The 21,541-nt window shown below is 63.0% G+C and carries 24 protein-coding genes and 1 tRNA gene; 11 read left to right on the top strand and 14 right to left on the bottom strand.

Annotated elements, in window-relative coordinates; all coding sequences use genetic code 11:
* The first annotated feature begins 38 nt into the window (after positions 1-38).
* Genes AB7F41_RS04460 through AB7F41_RS04470 form a run of 3 tightly spaced genes read left to right on the top strand, consistent with a single transcriptional unit; the run spans position 39 to position 2,559 of the window.
* On the top strand, positions 39-815 hold the full coding sequence (locus AB7F41_RS04460) for a LamB/YcsF family protein (RefSeq protein WP_428382035.1): 777 nt from the start codon (positions 39-41) through the stop codon (positions 813-815).
* 5 nt (positions 816-820) lie between these two features.
* The gene (locus AB7F41_RS04465; RefSeq protein ID WP_428382037.1) at positions 821-1,564 is read left to right on the top strand and encodes a 5-oxoprolinase subunit B family protein; all 744 of its coding nucleotides are present in this window, start codon (positions 821-823) and stop codon (positions 1,562-1,564) included.
* Complete coding sequence (locus AB7F41_RS04470) at positions 1,561-2,559, top strand: biotin-dependent carboxyltransferase family protein (protein ID WP_428382039.1); 999 nt, start codon at positions 1,561-1,563, stop codon at positions 2,557-2,559. Before AB7F41_RS04465 ends, AB7F41_RS04470 begins: the two co-directional genes overlap by 4 nt.
* On the opposite strand, the gene AB7F41_RS04475 is transcribed toward AB7F41_RS04470, so the two are convergent.
* The 3 genes from AB7F41_RS04475 to gloB all read right to left on the bottom strand — a co-directional run bounded on the left by AB7F41_RS04475 (position 2,560) and on the right by gloB (position 4,714).
* On the bottom strand, positions 2,560-3,390 hold the full coding sequence (locus AB7F41_RS04475) for a DUF5765 domain-containing protein (RefSeq protein ID WP_428406447.1): 831 nt from the start codon (positions 3,388-3,390) through the stop codon (positions 2,560-2,562).
* A gap of 95 nt (positions 3,391-3,485) precedes the next feature.
* Positions 3,486-3,941, bottom strand: coding sequence for a cupin domain-containing protein (locus AB7F41_RS04480; RefSeq protein WP_428382043.1), 456 nt, complete (start codon positions 3,939-3,941; stop codon positions 3,486-3,488).
* On the bottom strand, positions 3,938-4,714 hold the full coding sequence (gloB, locus tag AB7F41_RS04485) for a hydroxyacylglutathione hydrolase (protein WP_428382045.1): 777 nt from the start codon (positions 4,712-4,714) through the stop codon (positions 3,938-3,940). The genes AB7F41_RS04480 and gloB overlap by 4 nt, the downstream gene beginning before the upstream one ends.
* A gap of 109 nt (positions 4,715-4,823) precedes the next feature.
* Between gloB and AB7F41_RS04490 the strand changes: the two genes are divergently transcribed.
* Positions 4,824-5,579 (top strand): class I SAM-dependent methyltransferase, encoded by a 756-nt coding sequence (locus AB7F41_RS04490; protein ID WP_428382065.1) that lies wholly within the window; start codon positions 4,824-4,826, stop codon positions 5,577-5,579.
* A gap of 62 nt (positions 5,580-5,641) precedes the next feature.
* Here AB7F41_RS04490 and AB7F41_RS04495 read toward each other — a convergent pair whose 3' ends face one another.
* Positions 5,642-6,325 carry an alpha/beta hydrolase gene (locus AB7F41_RS04495; protein WP_428382047.1) on the bottom strand — a complete coding sequence of 228 codons (684 nt, stop codon included), beginning with the start codon at positions 6,323-6,325 and terminating at the stop codon, positions 5,642-5,644.
* A gap of 570 nt (positions 6,326-6,895) precedes the next feature.
* On the opposite strand from AB7F41_RS04495, the gene AB7F41_RS04500 reads away from it, so the two are divergent.
* Both AB7F41_RS04500 and AB7F41_RS04505 read left to right on the top strand, forming a co-directional pair.
* Positions 6,896-7,096 carry a DUF2905 domain-containing protein gene (locus tag AB7F41_RS04500; RefSeq protein ID WP_428382049.1) on the top strand — a complete coding sequence of 67 codons (201 nt, stop codon included), beginning with the start codon at positions 6,896-6,898 and terminating at the stop codon, positions 7,094-7,096.
* A 57-nt stretch (positions 7,097-7,153) separates the two neighbouring features.
* Positions 7,154-7,939, top strand: a complete 786-nt coding sequence (locus tag AB7F41_RS04505) for a hypothetical protein (RefSeq protein ID WP_428382051.1) — start codon at positions 7,154-7,156, stop codon at positions 7,937-7,939.
* Positions 7,940-8,809: 870 nt separating this feature from the next.
* On the opposite strand, the gene AB7F41_RS04510 is transcribed toward AB7F41_RS04505, so the two are convergent.
* Positions 8,810-10,108: a hypothetical protein gene (locus AB7F41_RS04510; RefSeq protein WP_428382053.1), complete on the bottom strand. Its 1,299-nt coding sequence runs from the start codon at positions 10,106-10,108 to the stop codon at positions 8,810-8,812.
* A gap of 584 nt (positions 10,109-10,692) precedes the next feature.
* The gene (locus AB7F41_RS04515) at positions 10,693-10,995 is read right to left on the bottom strand and encodes a hypothetical protein (protein WP_428406448.1); all 303 of its coding nucleotides are present in this window, start codon (positions 10,993-10,995) and stop codon (positions 10,693-10,695) included.
* A gap of 352 nt (positions 10,996-11,347) precedes the next feature.
* On the opposite strand from AB7F41_RS04515, the gene AB7F41_RS04520 reads away from it, so the two are divergent.
* A complete protein-coding gene (locus AB7F41_RS04520; protein WP_428382057.1) occupies positions 11,348-11,503 on the top strand; it encodes a NepR family anti-sigma factor in 156 nt (51 codons plus the stop codon).
* 595 nt (positions 11,504-12,098) lie between these two features.
* Here the strand turns inward: AB7F41_RS04520 and AB7F41_RS04525 are convergent.
* The 8 genes from AB7F41_RS04525 to galE form a co-directional block, all read right to left on the bottom strand.
* Complete coding sequence (locus AB7F41_RS04525; RefSeq protein ID WP_428382059.1) at positions 12,099-12,674, bottom strand: Yip1 family protein; 576 nt, start codon at positions 12,672-12,674, stop codon at positions 12,099-12,101.
* A gap of 1,037 nt (positions 12,675-13,711) precedes the next feature.
* Positions 13,712-14,062, bottom strand: a complete 351-nt coding sequence (locus AB7F41_RS04530) for a DUF3147 family protein (RefSeq protein WP_428382061.1) — start codon at positions 14,060-14,062, stop codon at positions 13,712-13,714.
* Between the two features lie 53 nt (positions 14,063-14,115).
* Positions 14,116-14,310 (bottom strand): hypothetical protein, encoded by a 195-nt coding sequence (locus AB7F41_RS04535; RefSeq protein ID WP_428382063.1) that lies wholly within the window; start codon positions 14,308-14,310, stop codon positions 14,116-14,118.
* Positions 14,311-14,644: 334 nt separating this feature from the next.
* On the bottom strand, positions 14,645-14,863 hold the full coding sequence (locus AB7F41_RS04540; protein WP_428383561.1) for a hypothetical protein: 219 nt from the start codon (positions 14,861-14,863) through the stop codon (positions 14,645-14,647).
* A gap of 252 nt (positions 14,864-15,115) precedes the next feature.
* Positions 15,116-15,192 (bottom strand) — tRNA-Arg (locus AB7F41_RS04545).
* Positions 15,193-15,258: 66 nt separating this feature from the next.
* Complete coding sequence (locus AB7F41_RS04550) at positions 15,259-15,726, bottom strand: SRPBCC family protein (protein WP_428383559.1); 468 nt, start codon at positions 15,724-15,726, stop codon at positions 15,259-15,261.
* Entirely contained in the window at positions 15,701-16,057 is a 357-nt protein-coding gene (locus AB7F41_RS04555) for an ArsR/SmtB family transcription factor (RefSeq protein WP_428383557.1), read from the bottom strand. The genes AB7F41_RS04550 and AB7F41_RS04555 overlap by 26 nt, the downstream gene beginning before the upstream one ends.
* Positions 16,058-16,143: 86 nt before the next feature.
* Positions 16,144-17,148 carry a UDP-glucose 4-epimerase GalE gene (gene galE, locus AB7F41_RS04560; RefSeq protein ID WP_428383555.1) on the bottom strand — a complete coding sequence of 335 codons (1,005 nt, stop codon included), beginning with the start codon at positions 17,146-17,148 and terminating at the stop codon, positions 16,144-16,146.
* Between the two features lie 218 nt (positions 17,149-17,366).
* Between galE and galU the strand changes: the two genes are divergently transcribed.
* The 4 genes from galU (at position 17,367) to murA (ending at position 21,343) form a co-directional block, all read left to right on the top strand.
* Positions 17,367-18,251: a UTP--glucose-1-phosphate uridylyltransferase GalU gene (gene galU, locus AB7F41_RS04565; protein ID WP_428383553.1), complete on the top strand. Its 885-nt coding sequence runs from the start codon at positions 17,367-17,369 to the stop codon at positions 18,249-18,251.
* A 170-nt stretch (positions 18,252-18,421) separates the two neighbouring features.
* The gene (locus tag AB7F41_RS04570; RefSeq protein WP_428383551.1) at positions 18,422-19,642 is read left to right on the top strand and encodes a beta-ketoacyl-[acyl-carrier-protein] synthase family protein; all 1,221 of its coding nucleotides are present in this window, start codon (positions 18,422-18,424) and stop codon (positions 19,640-19,642) included.
* Positions 19,643-19,847: 205 nt separating this feature from the next.
* Entirely contained in the window at positions 19,848-20,048 is a 201-nt protein-coding gene (locus AB7F41_RS04575; protein ID WP_428383549.1) for a hypothetical protein, read from the top strand.
* Complete coding sequence (gene murA / locus AB7F41_RS04580) at positions 20,048-21,343, top strand: UDP-N-acetylglucosamine 1-carboxyvinyltransferase (RefSeq protein WP_428383547.1); 1,296 nt, start codon at positions 20,048-20,050, stop codon at positions 21,341-21,343. The genes AB7F41_RS04575 and murA overlap by 1 nt, the downstream gene beginning before the upstream one ends.
* Positions 21,344-21,541 lie beyond the last annotated feature (198 nt).

The following is a 21,541-nucleotide window of genomic DNA, read 5'->3' on the forward strand; positions in this document are numbered from 1 at the left end:
CAATGTCGCAGGCCGCCATCGGAGGCGAAGAATCGTCCATGAGCCCAGCCAAACGCGCCGTCGATCTTAACGCCGACCTTGGAGAAGGGTTCGGCCAGTGGCGCATGGGCGACGACGCCGCCATGCTCGACATTGTGACGAGCGCGAATGTCGCCTGCGGCTTCCATGCCGGCGACCCCGACATCATGGCGTCGACATTTGAACGCGCCAGGGAAAAGAGCGTCGCCGTCGGCGCCCATGTCGCCTTTCCGGATCTCGCAGGGTTCGGCCGGCGCACGTTGCCCATGACGGCGCGGGAGATCGAGCGCGCCGTCGCCTATCAGCTGGGCGCGGCGCAAGCGCTGGCCACCTTGAGCGGACATCGGATCACGCATGTGAAGGCGCATGGCGCGCTCGCCAATATCGCCGAGCGCGAGGCCGATGTCGCCGACGCAATCGCTCGCGCAATCCGCGGCGTCGATCCGTCGCTCGCGCTGCTCGCCATTGCGTTGTCCGAGCAGACGCGCGCGGGGGCGCGCGCCGGGCTGAGCGTCGTCAACGAGATCTTTGCCGACCGGGCCTATCTGGACGACGGTCGACTGCAGCCGAGGTCGCAGGAAGGCGCCGTCATCGAGGACATCGAAAGAGCCGGCGCGCGCGTGCGCGACATGCTCGCGAACGGCGGTCTGAAGACCGTCAGCGGCAAGCTTCTGCCGACGCCGATCGATTCGGTCTGCGTTCACGGCGATACGCCGCTCGCGGTGGAACTGGCCCGAAGCCTGCGCGCGGCGCTCGAAGGCGACGGCTGGACGCTACGCGCCTTCGCAGGAGCCTGATCGCAATGAAATATGAGACGCCGCGCTTTCTCGATTGCGGCGAGGCGGCGCTTTCAGTGGAGTTTGGCGACAGCGTCGATCCCGTGATCAATGCGCGCGTTCTGGCGCTCGACGCATGTCTTCGCGCCGCGCCGCCGCCCGGACTGCGCGAAACCACGCCCACCTATCGCGCGCTCTTTCTGCGTTACGAGCCGCTCGAAATTTCCCGCGACGCGCTGATCGCCGCGATCGAAGGGCTGATTGCGCCTTCCGATCCGCCTGCCGATCCGGAGACGCTCCAGCCCTCTGCGCGCTGGACAATGCCGTGCTGCTACGACCCGGCGCTCGCGGAGGATATCGTCGAGGCCGCCGCGCTGCTGGGGCGGACGGCGCACGCGCTGGGGGAACTGCACGCGGGCGCCGACTATCGCGCCTACATGTATGGGTTCGCGCCGGGCTGGTGCTATCTCGGGGGGCTTCCACAGGCGCTCGCGATCCCGCGTCGGGCCAGCCCGCGCGGTCCGACGCCACAGGGCGCGGCGCTGATCGGCGGCGCGCTTTCGCTCATCGCCGCCAGCCCCATGCCGACCGGCTGGTATGTCGTCGGCCGCACGCCCGAGCGCATGTTCGCGTTGCGGCGCGACCCGCCGTTTCTCGTCGCGCCGGGTGACGCGGTACGCTTCGAACCGATAGACGCCGAGACCTTCCAGGCGCTCGACGCGCGCGCCTTTGCGGGGGAAACGGTGGCGCGCCGGGAGGCGCTCCGATGAGTGGGCGGCTGCTGATCGACGCCGCCGGACCCGGCGTCACTCTTCAGGACGCGGGCCGCTTCGGACATTCGCGCTACGGCGTCACGCCTGCGGGGCCGATGGATCCGGGGGCCTATCTGGCCGCGACGCGCGCCGCCGGCGCCGACAGCGCGGTCGAGGTTTCGCTCGGCGGGGCGGCGTTTCGAGCGGAAGGCGCGACGCTGTGCGTCGCCGTCGCGGGAGGCGATTTCGACATCAGGCTCGACGGCCGGCCGCTGCCGCCGGCCTGCCTGCTGCCGCTGGCCCCGGATGCGCGGCTCGTCCTGCGTGCGGGATCGTCGGGGGCCTGGTGTTACGTCGCGGTGGGGGGAATTCTCGACCTTGCGCCAACCCTCGGCTCTCGCGCGACGCATGCGCGCTCGGGGCTCGGGCCCAAACCGCTGGCTGCCGGCGACGCGCTGAGGCTCGCCGAAGCCGGGCCGCCGCCGCTCGCGCCGCTGGCGCTGACGGCGCCTTGGCTCGCCCCGAGCGACGCGCCGATCGGGGTGCTGCCTGGACCGCAGGCCGACTATTTCGCATCGGACGAGATCGACGCCTTCCTGAACGCGCGGTGGCGCATCGGCGCGCGCAGCGATCGCATGGCCTATCGGCTGGAGGGGCCGGCGATTCGGCACCTTAGCGGGCATGACATCGTCTCCGACGGCGTCGCCATGGGCGCGATCCAGATTCCGGGCGACGGCGCGCCGCTCGCGCTGATGGCCGACCGGCAGCCGACGGGCGGCTATCCGAAAATCGCGACGGTCATCGGCGCCCACCTCGGCCGGCTCGCGCAATTGCGTCCGGGCGACGATCTGTCGTTTCGCGCCGTGGATTGGGACGAAGCCGTCGCCGCCCGCTGCGCCTATGTCGCCGCGATCGAGGCCGGCGCAACGCGCGCGCCCCTGTCGCCCGAACTCACCACCGAGTCGCTCCTGACCGAAAATCTCGTCGGCGGCGTCGTCAACGCGATCGACTGATTACTCGGCCGGCTCTTTGACTTCCGCGATGAGCGCCGGCGGCTCGGTCTCCAGCGCGGCGGCGGCGGCCGTCGCGGCCGCTCTCCGCCGCTTCCACCATTTATAGAGCATCATCCACCACGGATCGCCGACATGCAGGTGGTAGCGCAGCGGCGTCTTGATGATGGCGAGCACCAGTCCGATCGAGAACAGGCACCAGACGGCAGGCCATTCGTTGATGTTGCCCGTCGTCAGACTCGCCAGAAACGGACCGGCGACCCATGAGAACAGGATGAAGCGCCAGCTGCCGTAAAGCGACGGGATGTAGAAGGCCATCAGCGGATATTCGATGAAGCCGCGTCCGAGATAGGCGTTGTCGGCCATTGAGTTGCCGATGCCGTTGGTCGGCAGCAGCCAGGCGATGTGCCATTCGCCGCGCACCGTGCAGAGCATGTCGCCGCACAGCGGCCGTCCAGCGGCGCAGTGGCCCGCCCAGGCGAAGGGATAGAGCTGGAGCAGCATAGCGATCGCCGCGACGAAACAGCCAAAATAGGCCCAGGGCGCGATGATGCGCGCGCTGTCCTTGGGCATGAAATACAGCGCGACCGCGTTAATAAAGAAGGGCTGAAACGTTATGTGTAGATAACCGAACATGGTCATCAATTGATTTAGCGGCGAGTCGCATTGGTTGAGGACCGTATAGGCGACCGCCTGAAGCGACTCCATGCTGGCGAAATAGAGAAGGCACACCCAGAGAGCGAGCGGTTCGGGATCCTTCTTGAGCGCCGAATAGGCCGCGCCGGCGATCCCCGTCGCCGCCAACACCATTGACGCCTCTCCACTCCAGCACATTCGGGCATTTCCTCTTATTTTGCTTATTTTGCCTGCGACCCGATACACTATCCGCCGGGTCGGTCAAAGCCCAGCGTGGCGGAAAGCGGCTGCGTTCAGGCCGGCGCGTCGGGCGAAAAATCGGCTGGCGCGAGTTCGAAGCCGGCGAATTCGAAGCCCGGCGCTACCGTGCAGCCGACGAGGGTCCAGTCATCTGGCTCGCGGCCGAGACTTTTTGCCGACTGCCAAAAGCCTGCAGGCACCACGGCTTGCGGCCGCTCGCCCGCCGCAAGCGTCGGGCCGAGACGCAAAATCTCGGTCGGCGCGCCCTGCGCAGCGATCTTGAGCTCGAGCGGCGCGCCCTGATAAAAATGCCAGACCTCGGCGGCGTCGACCCGATGCCAGTGCGATATTCCGCCGCCCGGGAGCAGATAGTAGATCGCCGTGGAGGCGGCGCGGGCGCCGGCGACCGACACGGAATCACGAAAGGTCTGGTGATAGAAGCCGCCTTCGGGATGGGGAGCGAGATCGAGAAGCCGCACGATCTCCTGCGTTGAGAGCGCGTTCGTCATGCGGCGAAATTGTTCTTGCGCTCGCGCATCGCCGCGAAGACGGCGAATGGATTGGCGTTCGGCATGCCCATGGCGGCTTTTACGCTCGGATCCTCGACCCTCAGAAAGGGATTGGTCGCATTTTCGAGCGCGATCGTCGTCGGCAGGGTGAATTTTCCCTGATTGCGCAGATCGGCGACGGTTTGCGCCCGCGCGCGCAGCACGGGATTGTCCGGATCGACGGTGAGCGCAAAATTGGCGTTGGCCTGGGTATATTCATGGCCGCAGTAAATGCGCGTTTCGGCGGGCAGATTGGCGAGCATTTCGAGCGTCAGCCGCATCATGTCCATGGTGCCCTCGAAAACGCGGCCGCAGCCGAGCGAGAACAGCGTGTCGCCGACGAACAATATTTCATCGGCGCCGAAGTAATAGGCGATGTGGCCAAGCGTGTGGCCAGGCGTTTCGATGACGCGCGCGCGCGCGGCGCCGACCTCGACTACGTCCCCTTCCGAGACTGCGCGATCGAGCGGGGGAAGGCGATGCGCGTCCTTGGCGGCGCCGATGACCTTCATCCGCGGAAAGCGCGCCTTGAGCGTCTGCGTTCCCTGAACGTGATCGGCGTGGTGATGGGTGAGCAGCAGATGCGTCAAAGGCCAGCCGCGCCGCTCGGCCTCATCGGCGATCGCTTCGCCGTCGGGCGCGTCGACGCTTGCCGTCGCGCCGCGTTCCGGCTCATGGGCGAGCAGGCCGAAATTGTCGTTCAGGCAGATGAACTGCGCGACTTCCAACGCCATGAAACATGGTCTCCTCGTAAGGCGGCATATCATAACAGGGCTTGGCCAAGAAATGCGACCGGCGGGCGGCGGCGGCGCGAGCGTCTTGCGCCACTCATCGATTGCGCCGATGATCGACGCCATGCTCGACGTCGTCGATTTGCGCGCTTTTTACGATACGGCGCTGGGGGAGGTGGCCCGCCGTCTCGTGTCGCGGCTGGTGCGCGCGCGCTGGCAGGATCATTCAGGCCTGTGCGTGCTCGGCATCGGCTACGCCACGCCCTATCTCGACGGTTTTCGAGAGAAGGCGCAGCGCGTTCTCGCCTTCATGCCGGCGACGCAGGGCGTCGTCCACTGGCCGCTCGACGGGCGCTCCGCCACGGCGCTGGTCGAGCCGTCGATGACGCCGCTGCCCGACGCCAGCATGGATCGCATCCTGATCGTGCATGCGCTCGAGACCGACGAGCACCCGCATGATCTGCTCGAAGAGGTCTGGCGCATTCTTGCGGCGGGCGGCCGCGTGCTGATCGTCGCGCCGAGCCGCACCGGACTTTGGGCGCGCGTCGACACGACGCCCTTCGGACAAGGCCATCCCTATTCGCGCGGCCAGCTGCAGCAATTGCTGCAGGAGGCGCAATTCCTGCCGCTGTATTGGGATGAGGCGCTCTATGTGCCGCCATTCCAGCGCGCGTCGCTGCTGCGCTCGGCGCCGGCTTTCGAGCGCATCGCCGGCCGCTTCTCGCTGCCGGGCGGCGGCGTGCATATCGTCGAGGCGACGAAGCAGCTCTATCGCCCGATCACGCGCCGCGCCGTGCGCCGCGTTCCGCTCGAACTTGAGCCGGCGATGGAGCCCGCCGGCGCCGAGGCGGGGCTGGAAGGCGCATAGGCGCATATTTTTCGCTTTGCGCCGGAAGGGGGCCGCAAGACGTCCCCGACGCGGCGCGCGCCTCAGCGGCGGCGGAATTCGACCGCGACTCCGAAGGATTGCGCCAGGAACAAAGCCCCGTGGATCAGCCCGGTTTCATCGATGCCATGGCCGAGCCTGGCGGCAAGATGCCATTGCGTCGGCACGCCTGAGTCGGCGAGCGCATTGGCGGACATGAGCAGCGCCTCGACCGGAATGACTTCATCTTCTTCGCCATGCGCAAGGAGAACCGCCGGCGGTTTCGGATAGGCCACAGCCTCCTCGCCGTCCTGCGCCGGCCCCAGCACATAGAGGCCGGAATAGCCGAGGATGGCGCGCGGCGCACGCGCGCGGCGCAGCCCCGTGTGCAGCGCCATCATCGTGCCCTGGCTGAATCCGACGAGCGCCAGCGCGCTGTCATCGAAGCCGCGCTTGGCGAGTTCGGCGTCGAGGAAGGCGTCGAGCGTCGGACGCGCCGCAACGCAGCCGCGCCAGCGCTCTTCCGGATCGCGCATGGTGAGCGGAAACCACTGGCGTCCGGTCGGCGACGCCGCGCATCGCTCGGGCGCATGCGGCGCAACGAAATCGGCGTCGGGAAGGAAGGAGCGCCATTGCCGGCCGATCTCGATGAGATCCGCGCCGTCGGCGCCATAACCGTGAAGAAAAACGACAAGCTGCTTTGGCTTGCCGGAACGCGCCTGCACTCTCGGACCGTCAATCGCCGCCATGAACCCGCGCCCTTCCGTCGCATCAATGCGTGGAAGGGTTATGCGCGAAGGGCGGCGCCGGCGCAACGGCGCGCGACGTTAGAACGTCTTGACGAAAAATGAGACGATCTTGAACCCGTAGATGCATGCGGCGGCCAGCGTGCTGTGCTTCACCACGGTCATCGCGAGATAAATATGATCAGGCCTCATCAAACCCTCAATAGTCGCACGCAGCCGCTGCGCGCCGGCGATCGCATCAGGAGCGACATTCGAACGAGACGGTTGCTTTGCGAAGCGCGCGGCCTGCGTCTCCAACAGGCTCCCGCAAGAGGCGCGCCATGCGCCGTCGGTTCGTTTGCGTCGGTTCGCCGCAGGCGAAACCCGAAATTCAACCGCCGAACCCTTCGCCGGCACGTAACGTTCGATGCGGCGCCCGGTCAAGCGAAAGGCCCTGAAATTCCTGGCTTCGCGACAATATGTCACCGAGTGGGGACGATGCTGAACGCGCCGCCGCCACGGTCGAATTCTCAACGGCGCGCCAGCCGGCGAGGCGAGCGTTCGCGGTCAGTCAATCGAGGAGAGGTTTTCGCCATGCCCAAGTTTCTTATCGTCGCCGGACTCGTCCTGGTCGGCGTCGGCGTTCTTTGGATGATCGGCGAGCGCTTTGGCCTTGGACGTCTGCCTGGCGACATTGTTTTCGAACGCGGCAATTTTCGCCTCTATGTCCCGATCGCCACGTCGCTTATCTTGAGCGTCGTCGTCAGTCTGCTGTTGTGGCTGTTCAATCGATGACGTCTTTTGACAATCTGACGTCGGCGTCAGCAAACGCCGCCGAAGAAGGAGGCGCCGGTGCCCGCGTTTTTTAAATATCTGTCAGCAACCGAGATGGCGGCGTTATTCTGCCTGGGCTTTCTGGCCGCGACCTGGCTCGGCGTCTTCGTTTTTCGGGCGGCCGCGCATGAATGGGTCCACGGCCGCCGCAACGCCAATGAGATGATCGGCCTGACATTGGCGGCGTTCTCGACGATTTACGGCATTCTTCTCGGACTGCTCGCGGTCGAAGCCTATCAGGACTTCTCCGAGGTCAACGACATCATTTCAAAGGAGGCGCTGAACATCGCCGCCCTGCATCACGACTTCGAGGGGTTTCCGCAACCGACGCGCGGCGCGCTGCAGAACGCTCTGCACGCCTACGCCCGGGAAGCGGTTCAAACCGCCAGTCCGCCGGCTGACGGCCCGCCGCAGAATCCCAATTCCGCTTCGCCGGGGATCAAGGCGCTGTTCGCGACGCTGATGAGTTTTCAGGCGAAGCTCAAAAGCGAGGAGATCATTCAGGCGGAAGCCTTCACGCGTCTGAATACGCTCGTCGAGCATCGCCGGTATCTGATCGCTGCGGCCGGCAGCGGCATTCCGTCGGAGCTTTGGCGAGTCGTCTTTCTAGGGTCGATTCTTCTGCTTGGACTGATGTGCATTTTCGACATGGAGCTGCATGTTCATCTGATCCTCAGCGGCGCCATGGGCCTGTTTCTCGGCTCCGTCGTGTTTCTCATCGCGGCGCTCGACAATCCCTTCAACGGCGGACTGACGGTCAGCCCGGCTCCGCTCCAATCGGCGCTCGAAACGATCCGGCGCTGAAGTGGGGCGGAGTCGGGACGCGCGGCAGGCGCGCTCGGCGATGGCGTCAGGCGCTCGCCGCAACGGCGCAAGGCTATCGTCCTTTGCGACCTGTGCGACGAGCGCCGTCAACGGAACTTGTGCGGCTCAATGGCCTCCGGCGCAGGCTCCCGTCCAATGACGGATGCCTCTCGTGGCTTCCGCTGCGCTATTGGTCCGATAGCAGTCGCCGACATGGTGCGTTGGCGCGCTCGGCTCCGACTCCGAAGGCGCCAGGGCGTAAAATTCATGGTAGCGCGGGTGTGTTTGCGCTTTCCAGCCGCCGGCCGCCGCTGGCGCCATCGAGGCGCCAAAAACAATGATTGCGCCCAAGGCCAGTGCGACCGGCCTGAAGAGACTTGTTTTTTCCATTTCGTTCCCCTGTCCCTGAATGGAAAGCCGGCTTCAGCTGCATCATCAGAAGCCTATTGATTAATCAAACTGCACATTAATTATTCACTTGCTGCAGCTGAGCTAAAGGTCCACGGGACGATCAACTGCTGGGTCCAGCTTATCGATGGCCGTGCGCCGGCGCGGCGGCATGGTAAATATTATTATATTTTTCAATAATTTATGTGCTAGCCAGACCCTGGCGCCAAAACTGGCCCAAGCCTCGGTCGCGGCAGGGTTGAGGAATTTGTGGCTGTCGGCGGCGTCACGGGACAGGCGCGGCCATGGGGCCGCTCGGACGCCGTCAGAGGGCGCTCGGACAGCGCAAATAGCGCGAGCGACGCTGGCCGCATGACCGGCCTTGGCCCGGCGGGCGCGACCCGTTCGGGCGACGTCTCCCGTCGCGAGGCGGCGGCGCAGGAGGGGCCGGCGGCGACGCCGTCGCCGCGGGTCGGATTCGCGTTAGTCGTTACATGTCTTGTTCAGCCGCCATTCCTCAGCGAGACGCGCGGCGATCGCCTTGGCGACAAGACGGTTGCCGATGCTTTCGCCCGTCTCGGGGTCGGCGAAGAAGTGAATATGATCTGCGTAGACCGTGTCCGGAACCTGCGAAAAAACATCGAGCAGGCTATATACGGCGATCCCCTCCTGTTTCAGCTTGAGCAATGTCTCCGTCATGCTGAGATACAGATCCTTGTAGCTCAGATCGCCGACAACGCCTTTTTCCGCCTCCGTCAGCGTCTTGCCGTAGACTGGAGAGGGCTGGATGAAGAACACGACTTTTGCGCCTTGCGCCTGGGCAAGCGCGGAGGTCATTCTGAAATACTTGCGATACTGATCCAGATTGTATTCGAAAACCTCGTTGCGGCTCCATGCCGTGGGCACGGAGAAGATCGTCAGATGCGACTTGTGAAGCGACGCCATGTTCTTGACGATCGATTCGTTCAGCTTGGCGCGGGCCGCGTCGACGAAGAAATAGATCGCGTTCGACGAACGCAGGAGCGGCGTGCTGGAATAGAGCGAATAGAAGGAGTTCAGCGCCGCGCCGCCGAGGAGCGGAAAATAGCTGCCGGACGCGACAGGATTCACAAGGATGAAATTATTCGACGGCCATTCGAAGCGCTTTGACCAGGACGTCCATTTCTCGAGCAGCATGTCTTTTTCGTTGAAGCCTTCCAACGTTACGATGCCGTCGAACACTTCGCCGAAAAGCAGAGTCATGATCGCCTGCTGCGGCTGCTTCCAGCCGCCGTCGGCGCCGTTATAAACTTCGAACGCCTTGCGGCCTTCCGGAGGCGCGTAGCATTTGTTGAGTTCTTCTTCGAGAAATTTCGGCCTGTCCTTGTGCAATTGGCCAAACATGGCCGCCACCGAACCGCCGCTGATCATGATGCGAAACGCGTCGCCTTCCTTCTTGTAAGGGAAATCGCGTCCGAACAGGCCGAGATTGTTCAACTCGAATTTGGTGTTCTCGCAGGGCGGATTGTCGACGTGAACATTGGTCAGATAAGGGTGCGGATAGACCGTGTCCATGTAGCGGCATCTGGCGTTGGTCTTGGACCCCATTTGCGCCACGAACGTATTATGCGCTTCTTCGCGCGTTTGCGGGTCCGTCAATTTTCCTTCAGATAGATAATAGTAGAGCGTAAAACCGGCCTCCACGACCAGCAGACACAACACGATCATGATGAGGTTGGCCGTGATGCGAACGCTGCGGCGCGGCGCTTTCGCCGCATCTTTTGCTTCGCCTTTGTCGTTCATCGAATGCCCCGTCCATTCTTAAACTCTTGGCCAAAGACCTCCGCCGAGCAGCCATTGGAACCAAAGCGCGCGGCGTTGACCGCCGAGGTTCGATTGGCGCGTTGCGCGATGCGCAGCTGTGTCATCACGCGGCGAGGCCCACAGGCGTTGCAATTCATTGGCGCTCCCGAAGGGATTCGAGCCCCTGACCTTCGGTTTAGGCGGCGGCGCCGCGCCTAACATAGCCTAACACGGCGGGGCAAATCCAATTCTGTTTTATATTTTTAAATCAATTAATTACGCGAATATTGGCGTGCATTGTCAGCGCTGGGTGACAGGCGCAACGGCTCCATTTCTTTCCGTCCGGCGCGCAGACCATGACGGTCTGGCGCTCGCTTACACGCAAGATCGCAGACTTTGGAAACCCGTTGATCCGCGACGGGTGGCAAATCCCCGCAGACCATCATCCAGTTTCAAGGCCGATGGTCTGCGGAGCAGACGCCGTCAAATTCAGTCGACCAGCGGATCGACGGGAGTTTTGGACGACGCCGGGGCGACGCCTGATCTACGTCCGTGCGCCTTCGCTCCCAATCTCCGTCGGAGGACTAGTCGGACAGCAGACCATCGGCGGCCTCCCGGGCGTTGACGTCGTCTTTGTAGAGGCTCAGCGCGCGCAAGTAGCTCCTCGACCACCGAGCGCGATAGGGCGTGGCGAAAGCATAGTAGTCTGGCGCGTTGGCCGGGTTCACCCCAATGTGCATGCCGCAGGAGAAGTGCGCGCAGCCATGACGCCAGCTGTGATGACGTTGCGGATGAGACAGCCAGTTGACCCGATCGAGAGGCGCCGAAAGGCTGGCGGCCGCTTTGCCGGCGATGCTCATGACGCCCGCGATGGACGAGGTCGGCATCAGGGAAACTGCAACTGCTGCGCAAAGCGCCAGTGCAGAACTCATGTTTCTCAGACTGCGCATCCAGGTCTCCTTTGTGAGAACTTGAGACCAGGAGGTAGGCGCTAAGGCTTATCAGTCCAGTAGAGCAATACCCTTCGGAAATATTGGCAGTATATTGGAAATGTTAGCAGTATACTGGAAATATCCGTCGTCTGCTGGAAATATGCGTAGGACTGCTGCAGGCGGCTCGTCGCGGCATGCGTTTGGTCGCGCGCCGCATTCCTGCACGCGTCAATTTGCCGTCTCGCGGGAGGACCGTCCCCCAATATCTATTCTCTATCGGCAGTCCCGCAGGGACTTGGAGGGGGACATGACAATCCACATCGAATTCGTCGCAGCGAGCAAGGCGCTCCCGCATGAAATCGTCGAAAAGATCGGCAAGCAACTGCGCGACGCCTACGATGCGGTCATCCACGAGCCGCTTCCAGATGAAATCCACGCGCTGTTGAGCGAAATGACCAGATGAGCTGAGGTCATGAGCATCCGTCGGCGCGCGCCTCGGCGGCTCAATTTACTTCGTCAGTCGACGGCGACGCCTTGCGCCTCGCGCGGTCGACGAAGACGAGACATTCACTGTCTCAAGCTCCGTTTTCTTTATTGTTGGCAGCGATAATCCGGCCGCTTCAGCGAGTTGAGATTGCGATCAGCCTAACAGTCCACGCGCGCCGCGCAATTGAGCCACAGACAGCGCCGCCGGCGTGCTGCGCTCGTCAATGTCGCCGCGACTCGACAAAATGAATTGAGGCCGCGCCGGCCCGGATCGTCTTTGAAATTTGACATCGGCGAGCGCGCCGCAGCCGGCAATTTTGACAACGAAGGACTCGGCGTCTTGCGGATGCGCAGCGGCAGGGCGTAAGGCGGAGCAGAGGTCATCGCGCGCCCAAGCATAGCAGCCTTCACGTGGTCCTATTTTTTTGTCGCCGCTCCTTTAGATGCGTCCGCTTGTGACCCCTGTGCGGACATTGCGGCTTATTACCTACATGTTCTCTTCTGCTTTCTCTGCAGTAAGGTGCGACGGCCGGTTACGAACGGTCCGGTGAACCAGGTTCACGACTTGTCATTCACATCAGAGCCATGGGCGCGATAAAGTCCACGAGCCGGGCATGCAGCACGCTGATGCCGACCGCAAGGAAAAGCGCGATCATGGTGAGCACGTCGGCGTTTTCCTTGGGGCATTTCAGCATGCGCGGCATGCCGAGATAAAATATGTAGACGCCATAAAAGCCGAGCACGTCCAGCCAGCGCATCCCCGGCAGAATGCCGAAGCCCGAGGCCAAAAAGGCCGGCGTATAGGAATAGGCGACGAGTCGTAGCGCGTTCAGATCGTCGCTCTTGCCGTCGAAATGCGGCGCGATCATCGAGATGACGAAAGCGGCCAGATAGACCGCCGGCATGAGCAGCACATATTGCGTGACCGCCCGCGCCATTCCGCTGGCGAAGGCGGGATGGACCACGCCGCGGCCATGACTAACGCCGAACAGCCAGGCGCCAAGAAAATTCGCGAAGGGCGGAATGGCTGCAAGAAAAACGATATATTTCAGGTAAAATTCCAGCACACTTGGAGATTCTGCTTCGATTATCTTCCATTCCTCGTCGGGACGAAGAATGAGGCCTTTGACTCTGGAAGCCAATGACATGTTTCCTTTACCTCCCGATCGGGCGCACCCCGCCGCTTCGACCACTGAGGAAATTAGATCGTTGACGGCAAGTCGACCACTGACAAACGTGATCGAAATTTATGTGTGAATCAGCGAAGAGGCCCTTCAGCATTGCTAGTTTTCGCCTTTCAAGTTTGACGCAAGCGTTCCGACGCTGACGGCAGGCAACCGCTCCTACCCTCCACTCGTTCGCATCCAGAACGGGATCGCCAACACAATCGCCCAGATAATGCCGCAGCCGATCCATGTGATATTCGGCCCCTGCCATTCCAGGATGCGTCCATGCCCGGCAAGCCGTGTTGCATTGGATGTATGCTCATGGCGCTATGCCGACGTAAACGTCCGCCCTTGTGGCTCGATCAAGGCCGCGTCCGTATCGCCGACACCCGAGCGATTGACCGCGGCGAAACGATCCATTCTTGCAACGCATCCTCAGGCGGCACGCACAACAGCGCAGTGGCATCGTTGAACTGCCTGCCGGAAGCATTTGTTTTCAAACAAGAGATCGCAGCATTTCCTTGCCGCCACGAAAGCAACAAGCCCTCATGGCTGGCGCTCCCGCGAAACTGCTCTATTTTAAGGACATCGTCGGGGATTCCGAACCGTAGGCCCGTCGGCGGCTGAGAGACGCGATGTGCTCCCGCTTACAGCGAAGAGGGAGCGCGTCGTGGCAGAACTCGTTGCCATCCGCAATGGCGAAATCGTCTCACATCAAAGCGACTACGTTCTGATTAGAACGGTCGAAGGCAAGGTGGTGGCCTTCGGGGTCTGCCAATGCCCCCGCGGCACCCGTGTGTTTCGCCCTTCGCCGTTTGATTCCAAGGCATCTGCGCTCATAGTGTCCAGTCGATGGGCTGATGCTAATGACGTGTCCGTCATCTACGTCGACGCGTAACAGTGCCTTAGAACGTTGAGTCGTTTGGAGCAGCTTCCCCCGTCAGCGCCCTCGCGATTGTCTGCGCGACCGCCTTGGCGTCGGCGCCGGAGAGCCCGTCCGCACACCCCCTGTCGGAACTTTACAGCGCAACACCCAGCCTGCGGAGCACTGGCAGCATTGCCAGATACGAACCTGCAGTTGCCGCGACAGATAACCCAAGACTCGCCCAAAAGTTCACGCCGTTCTTCAACAACAAGGGCAGCAACAGAAAGAAGAGGAGCGAAGGGAAGATAAGCCACAATATTTGGTTGGACAGGTCAGCAATCTTCTGTGGTTGAGCGCCCTCGGCGTGGAGCCAAATGAACGCCAGCAACGAGGTGAGAGGAAGCGATGCGACCAAAGCTGCGAAGCCAGCGGATCGCTTGGCGATTTCTGAGATGGCGACGACGACCAGCGCAGAGACGACTACCTTGATGGTGTAGTAGAGCATGGTGGAGAAACTTCGCGCTGCATCGATACGGCGGGGAAAGCGACAGCCTTCCGTCAGATTCCCAAGAAACCCAGAAAGCTCTTTTTCTTTTTGAGGCGCTGAGCGTCTGCGGCTTCTTGACGTATCGATTCTCGGAGTTCGAGGATCTTTTCGTCGGGGATCGAGAAGTCGATTGCGGCCAAGGCCAGGCTCCGGCGAGCGTCCGCAAGTCTTTCCTCTAGGTAGTCGGTCAGGTTCTTTTTTGCCATGTCGTCGCCTCCTGTAAATATCCGGCCAATTACACCCCGGTCGGCAATGACCGGGCCTTCTCGTGCGTGGCGCCGCGAGCCGCACAGCAGGAAGCCTTGTTCAGTCGTCGACCTTAACCACCAGTCTATTGGTCCGCGCATCTATGACCATGACATCGGCGGCTCGTTTCGTTTCTTTGATCTGCCTGGCAACGGCAACTGCGTCGCGGACGTCATAGAATCGGTCGTGCAAAATCCCATCGACGCGAATTTCAAACGGACATTCGACGAGCTTTGTCGGAGACAATGTGTTCATGAGCTGCGATAGAGACACTCTTGGCCGGCAGTCCGGGATTTACAGAGGGTAGTCGCGCGCAGGATCGATTCCGGCATCCGTCAGAAATTTGCGCATGGCGGCAATCTCGTCTTTTGGGAGGCTATGATGGGCGTCGTGAAATCCGTGGGTACAGCCGTTCAGCGTTACTACTAAATGGTTGTGCCGGGTGTGAGTAATTTCAGCGCCAAGCTCTTCCAACATCGACTTGACAATCTTTGGATCAATGTTGCTGCTCATTGGGTGCGCGAACAGGGCGTGCAGAGCTGTCCGATGCTTATGGTTCATTGACTCTATTTCCCCGCTCATTGCGAATCATTCGCGCCAAAAACTCCAGCGACTCCCTCAGAGTGAAGATCGGCGATCATGGGAGCGCAGGCCATCCGCCAAGCTTTCATCAGTGTAAAAATTTGATTTCTACTTCCCAATTGCTTACCGAACGTCAACGAATCGCCAAAGCGTTGAAAAACATCGTTAATTTGTTGATTTCATTGGCGGTCCCGAAGGGATTCGAACCCCTGACCTTCGGTTTAGGAAACCGCTGCTCTATCCTGCTGAGCTACGGGACCGTGCGCCCTCTTTAGCATGTCGCGGATCACAAAAAAAATCCGTCGCGCCGGCGTCGGAGGCGGCGTTCAGGAAATTTTTTGCGCGAGTGCCTCGAGCTGCGTGACGCATATGCCCCAGCCGTCGAAGAATCCCAGCTCCTCATGTCGCCGGCGCTCGGCGTCGTCCTTATGCATGACCCGCGCGACATAGCGCGTGCCCGAGCCTTCGTCGGCCATGGTCACAATCGCGGTGAATGCGAGCCAGGGCGAGGCGGGGCGCCAGCCGCCGCGCAGCATGGAGGTGAAGACGATGCGCTCCCGCGGCGCAATATCGAGAAAGCAGCCCGGATTGTCGCTTTCGCCGCCGTCGGGGCCGCGCATGAAGGCGTGAAAGGCGCCGCCGGGAAAAAAGTCGAAGGCGCGCACTTCCGTTGTCCAGGGGCGGGGGCACCACCATTCCTTCAGCAGCGTCGGATCGGACCAGGCCCGCCAGACGCGCGACCGGGGGACGTTCAGAAAGCGCGAAATTTCAAGATCGAGGCTTTGATCGTTCATCCTTTTCCTCGCTTGTCTCCAAAAATGCGTCCAGGCGATCGAAACGCGCTTCCCATTCCGCGCGTTGTCGGGCGAGCCACGCCTGCACCGCGTCAAACCGTTTCGGCTGGATGCGGCAGGTGCGCACGCGTCCGATCTTGCGGCTCGTCACCAACCCGCTGTGCTCCAGCGTCTGCAAATGCTGCATGACCGCGGGAAGAGATATTTTGAGTGGTTTCGCCAATTCGCTGACATTCGCCGGTCCGCGCGCAAGGCGTTCGATCATGGCGCGCCGCGTCGGATCGGCGAGCGCCGAGAACATGAGATCGAGGCGCTCCGAACGCTTAGGCATTTGCTTAACTATCATTCCCCGGCGGGGGAGACAATAGAAACTTCATCGTTGACTTAAGTTTATTGGGTCTGGGTCGGCGCGCGGGATCAAACCGCCTCTGTATCGGCCGCGCGCGCCATCAGACGTTTTTCCCATTCGAGCGCCTGACGAACGATTGCGTCGAGATCGTCGTGTCGCGGCGTCCAGCCGAGGGTCCGGCGAATGCGCGCGTTTGCGGCGACGATCGCCGCCGGGTCGCCCGGCCGGCGTTGCGACATTTCGACCTCGAAATCGACGCCCGACACGCGCTTCACCGAGTCGATCACTTCGAGAATCGAAAAGCCGCGCTCATAGCCGCAATTGGCGACGAGATTGGCGCCGCCGTCGCGCAAATGGCGCAACGCGTCGAGATGGGCGCGCGCAAGATCGCTGACCTGAATATAGTCGCGCACGCATGTGCCGTCCGGCGTCGGATAGTCGTCGCCGAACACCTGAAGTTTCGGGCGCAGGCCGAGCGCCGCCTGCACGGCGACCTTGATGAGATGCGTGGCGTTCGGCGTCGACTGCCCCGAACGCCCTTTCGGATCGGCGCCGGCGACGTTGAAGTAGCGCAAGGCGGCATAGGAGAGCCCGTGCGCGCGCGCCGTGTCCTCCAGCATCCACTCGACCATCAGCTTCGACCGCCCATAGGGCGAGACCGGTTTGAGGGACTCGTCTTCGGTCACCGGATTATGCAACGGATCGCCATAGACGGCGGCGGTCGACGAAAAGATGAAGCGTTTTACGCAGCGCGCCACGGCTGTCGCGAGCAGCCTGCGCGCTTTCGCCGTATTGTTGAGATAATAGCCGAGCGGATCGGCGACGGACTCGGGAACCACGATCTTCGCGGCGAAATGGATGATCTCATCGACGCCATGGCGTTCGATCAGATCGGCGACGAGGTCTGCGTCGCCGAAATCGCCGACGACGAGCGCCGCGCCGTCGGGAACGGACCATCGGAAGCCGGTCGACAGGTCGTCGAGCACGATGGGCGGCGATTCGCCAGCGTCGAGCAGTTCGAGAACCGTATGACTGCCGATATAGCCGGCGCCGCCCGTCACCAGAACCGTCATGCTGCAACCTTCCTGTTGAATCTTCGCCTGATCTTGACGTGGCGGGACTGACGCCTCGGCGCCTTTGCGCCGTCTGACGCCACGCACTCTACGCAGCGGACAAATCGTGCTAAACGCCCCCGGTTCAAGACGCCATCCGGCGACGGCGCGACGAGTCGCTTCTGGAGCGATTCGCCGCTATTACGCCATCGCCGTCTCAACTCTCAACGGGCCTGTTCATGAACAAGCGCATTCGCAAGGCTGTTTTCCCCGTCGCCGGCCTCGGCACGCGATTTCTGCCCGCCACCAAGGCCGTGCCGAAGGAGATGCTGACGGTCGTCGACCGCCCGGTCGTGCAGCATGTGGTCGATGAGGCGCGGGAAGCGGGAATAGAACATTTCGTTTTCGTCACCGGGCGCGGCAAGGCGGCCATCGAAGATCATTTCGACATGGCCTATGAGCTCGAGGACACGCTGCGTCGGCGCAACAAGTCCAAAGAATATGAAGCTCTGATGTCAGACCTGCCGGCCGCCGGCGCGACGAGCTTCACCCGCCAGCAGGCGCCGCTGGGCCTCGGCCACGCCGTCTGGTGCGCGCGCGACATCATCGGCGACGAGCCTTTCGCTGTGCTTCTGCCCGACATGATCACGCTTGCCGCCCCCGGCAAAACCGCGCGGTGTCTCGCCGAGGCGGTTGCGGCCTACGAACAACATGGCGGCAACATCATTGCGGTCGAAGAAGTGGCGCCGGAAGAGACGCATCAATACGGCATTGTCGCGCGCGGCAAGGATTACGGCGCGACATTCGAAATCACCGGCATGGTCGAGAAGCCGCCGCAGGGAACGGCGCCCAGCAATTTCATCATTTCTGGCCGTTATATTCTCGAGCCGGACATTTTCGCGTCGCTTGGAAAACATGAGAAAGGCGCCGGCGGAGAAATTCAGCTGACCGACGCCATGATCGATCTTGCGCGGACGCAGCCTTTCCACGCCGTGCGCTTCGACGGCCGCACCTATGACACGGGCTCCAAGCTTGGCTTTCTCGCGGCGAATATCGCTTTCGGCCTGGCCCGTCCGGATGTCGCCGACGGTCTGCGCGCCGAGCTGAAAAAGCTGCTCGGCTAGCGGGGATATCCAAAGGCGACGGCGGTTAGCGGGCTTGCGCGGCGGCGCCGCCGCGCAAATTCGCGAGCCCGGTTTGACGTCGGCGCGCGTCGTTTATTAAACCTGAAAGAGCATTTCAGATCGATGCGCGGCCGCGCGTGATCGACATCGAGCAAAAGGATTGAAGACCGATGCCGCAACAAGACGCCGCGCGGAGAATCGTCATTACCGGAATGGGCGCGGTGTCGGCGGCCGGCGTTGGCGCGACGGCGCTGTGGCGCGCGGCGCGCGACGGCGTGTCCTGCGTGCGGCCGCTAAAATCGGCGCGCCCCTATAGCGGGCGCATCAAGATAGCGGCGCAGGTGCCAGATTTCGATCCTGCCGCCTATATTGAAGCCGAACTGCTGCCCTATTGCGATCCCTTCACCCAGTTCTCGATCGTCGCCGCGGACGAGGCGCTGGCGCAGGCCGGGTTCGAGCGCAAGCAGGCCGGCGGGCCGCGCACCGCGGTCATCATCGGCACCGGCATCGGCGGCGCCACTACGATCGATAACAACGCCTATCTCGAATACAAGCTCGAGGGCCGTCCGGACACGCTGACCGTGCCGCGCCTCATCCCGAGCGCGGCGCCGACGACACTCGGCATGCGCTACGGCGCCAAGGGGCCGACCTTCGCGCTCGCCTCCGCCTGTTCGTCGGCGACGCAGGCGATTGGCGAAGCCTTCGAAATGTTGCGCGCCGGCCGCGCCGACCGGGCGGTCGTCGGCGGCGCCGAAGCCTGCGTGATCAACGGTTCGATCCATTCCTGGGAGGCGCTGCGCGTTCTCACCCCGGATCTCTGCCGTCCGTTCTCGCAAAAGCGCAATGGCATGACGCTTGGCGAAGGCGCCGCAGTGTTCTTGCTCGAGACGCTGGACGCGGCGCAGGCGCGCGGCGCGACGCCGCTCTGCGAACTCGCGGGTTACGGCACGACGAGCGACGCCTTCGACCCGCTGCGCGCCGATGTTGAAGGCCCTTCGCGCTGCATGCGGCTTGCGCTCGAAAGCGCCGGACTGGAGCCTGGAGACGTCGACTATCTCAACGCGCATGGCACGGCGACCTACGCCAACGACATCACCGAATCGCAGGCGATGCGCGCCGTCTTCGGCGACAGGCCGCCGCCGGTGTCCTCGACGAAACCCGTGCATGGCCATGCGCTGGGCGCAAGCGGCGGACTGGAGCTTGCGGTGACGATCGCCGCTCTGCGCGATCAAATCGCGCCGCCAACGATCAATTTCCTCGAGGCGGATCCGAAATGCGAGGTGGACGCCATTCCGAATGTCGCGCGCGAGATGCCGATTCGCGTCGCGCTTTCGAACTCGTTCGCCTTTGGCGGCATCAATGCGACGCTCGTCGTGCGGGCGATTTCGTAGCCTGACCCGCGTCTTGCCGCGGAGACAGTCGCATGATTCGGACGCCGACTTCCCGGCGTTTCGATCATCGATTGGGTCGATGACGCGCGGGGCGATCCGAGGCGCCGCCTCCACAAAGCATGCAGCGCGTTGAAGCGGCGCGTCTTGCCGATCTCATGAAAAAGCCCTTAGTAGCCCAAGGGCTTACCAGTCGCGGTGGCGGGAAATGTCCGACAGAGACGACGAGCAGCGAAAGGGCGCCCAAAAAGGGGCGGATTTTGGTCCGAAACCTAGCCGCGCGCAGAAGAAGGCTGCGCTCGCCGCCGCGTTGCGCGCCAATCTCGCCCGACGCAAGGCGCGCGAACGCGCGCTGCGGGAGACGCAGGCGAAAAGCGGCCGGGAGCCGAACACCGACAGCGAGGGGTGATGGACAAGATCAAGATCGTCGGCGGAACGACGCTGAATGGCGTGATCCCCATCTCGGGCGCGAAGAACGCCGCCTTGCCGCTGATGATCGCGTCGCTCCTGACGCGCGAGACCTTGACGCTCGCCAACATGCCGCTCCTCGCGGATGTGACGCTGCTCGAGCGCATCCTCGGCAATCACGGCGTGGATTACGCCATCGCCGGCAAGCGCGCCGGCGATTCCGTCGACGCCGGCCGCACGGTCCAACTCACCGCGCGCGAGATCGTCGACACGACCGCGCCCTATGAACTGGTGTCGCGCATGCGCGCGAGCTTCTGGGTGCTCGCGCCGCTCGTCGCGCGCATGGGCGAGGCGCGCGTCTCGCTGCCCGGCGGCTGCGCCATCGGCACGCGTCCGGTGGATCTCCTGCTGATGGCGCTGGAAAAGCTCGGCGCGAAGATCGACATCGAGAATGGTTACGCCGTCGCCACGGCCAAGAACGGCCTCGTCGGCGCCGAGATCGATTTCCCGAAAGTCACGGTCGGCGGCACGCATACGGCCCTCATGGCGGCGTCGCTTGCGCGTGGAACCACCGTGTTGCGCAACGCGGCGCGCGAGCCTGAAGTCGTCGATCTCGCCGACTGCCTGGTGAAAATGGGCGCGCGCATCAAGGGCGCCGGCCAGTCGACGATCGAGATCGAGGGCGTCGGTTCGCTTTACGGCGCGCGGCACGCCGTCATGCCGGATCGCATCGAAGCGGGCACCTACGCCATGGCGGTGGCGATGACCGGCGGCGACGTTCTTCTCGCCGGCGCGCGCGCCGACATCATGCAGGCGGCGCTCGATGCGCTCGCGGCGACGGGCGCCAGCGTGACGGAGACCAATGAGGGGCTGCGGGTGACGCGCAACGGCGCCGGCATTTCGCCCGTCAGCGTCGAAACCGCGCCGTTCCCGGCGTTCCCGACCGATCTGCAGGCGCAGTTCATGGCGCTGATGACGCGCGCCAAGGGCGTTTCGCGCATAACCGAGACGATTTTCGAGAACCGTTTCATGCATGTGCAGGAGCTTGCGCGGCTCGGCGCCCAGATCAGGCTGGAAGGCGATACGGCGATCGTCACGGGGGCGGATCATCTCGACGGCGCGCCGGTGATGGCGACCGACCTGCGCGCCTCCGTCTCCCTCGTCATCGCGGCGCTCGCCGCGCGCGGCGAGACGACGATCAACCGCGTCTATCATCTCGATCGCGGTTTCGAGCGGCTGGAGAAGAAGCTTTCGGGCTGCGGCGCGGAAATCGAGCGCATCGCCACGCCGGGGTGAGCGAGGCGTTCCACGTCTGTGAGGGAAAGCTCGATTAGTCGTTCCTATCCGTTTCTTGGAAAGTGTTCCGCGCCAAGGGCTCGATTGCTGGGTGCCACTGCATTGCGCCCGCGATCCTCGCGGCGGCGTGAATTAGTTCCCCGGTCGCCGCCGTGCGGCCTCGAAACGAAAACGACGCGCGAGAGAATCGTCTTGCCA

Origin of the sequence: Methylocystis sp. (genome assembly GCF_050251305.1) — a bacterium.
Lineage (GTDB): Bacteria > Pseudomonadota > Alphaproteobacteria > Rhizobiales > Beijerinckiaceae > Methylocystis.